Here is a 227-nt window from a genome sequence, read left to right as displayed (position 1 = left end):
GCCAAGGCGCTGATCGACCTGATCCAGCAGGCCGGCGCCCAGGTTGCCGGTATCGGCATCGTCATCGAGAAATCCTTCCAGGACGGCCGCAACCTGCTGCAGAGCGAAGGCTACCGCGTCGAATCGCTGGCCCGTGTCGCCGCCCTGGAGAACGGCCAGGTGCGCTTCCTCGACTAAGGACCGTCCAGGGTCTCGCGCGCCTTATGGCGAGGCAGTGGCCTGCAGGC

At 67.0% G+C, this 227-nt stretch carries 1 pseudogene; it reads left to right on the top strand.

Annotated features, from left to right (window positions below):
- A pseudogene (locus GYB81_RS24205) lies at positions 1 to 177 on the top strand (xanthine phosphoribosyltransferase); the annotation flags it as partial.
- Between the last annotated feature and the right edge of the window lie 50 nt (positions 178 to 227).

Origin of the sequence: Pseudomonas yangonensis (genome assembly GCF_009932725.1) — a bacterium.
Taxonomy (GTDB): Bacteria; Pseudomonadota; Gammaproteobacteria; order Pseudomonadales; family Pseudomonadaceae; genus Aquipseudomonas; species Aquipseudomonas yangonensis.
Note: the sequence above shows the minus strand (reverse complement) of the source record. Positions and strands in the feature narration are given on the sequence as shown.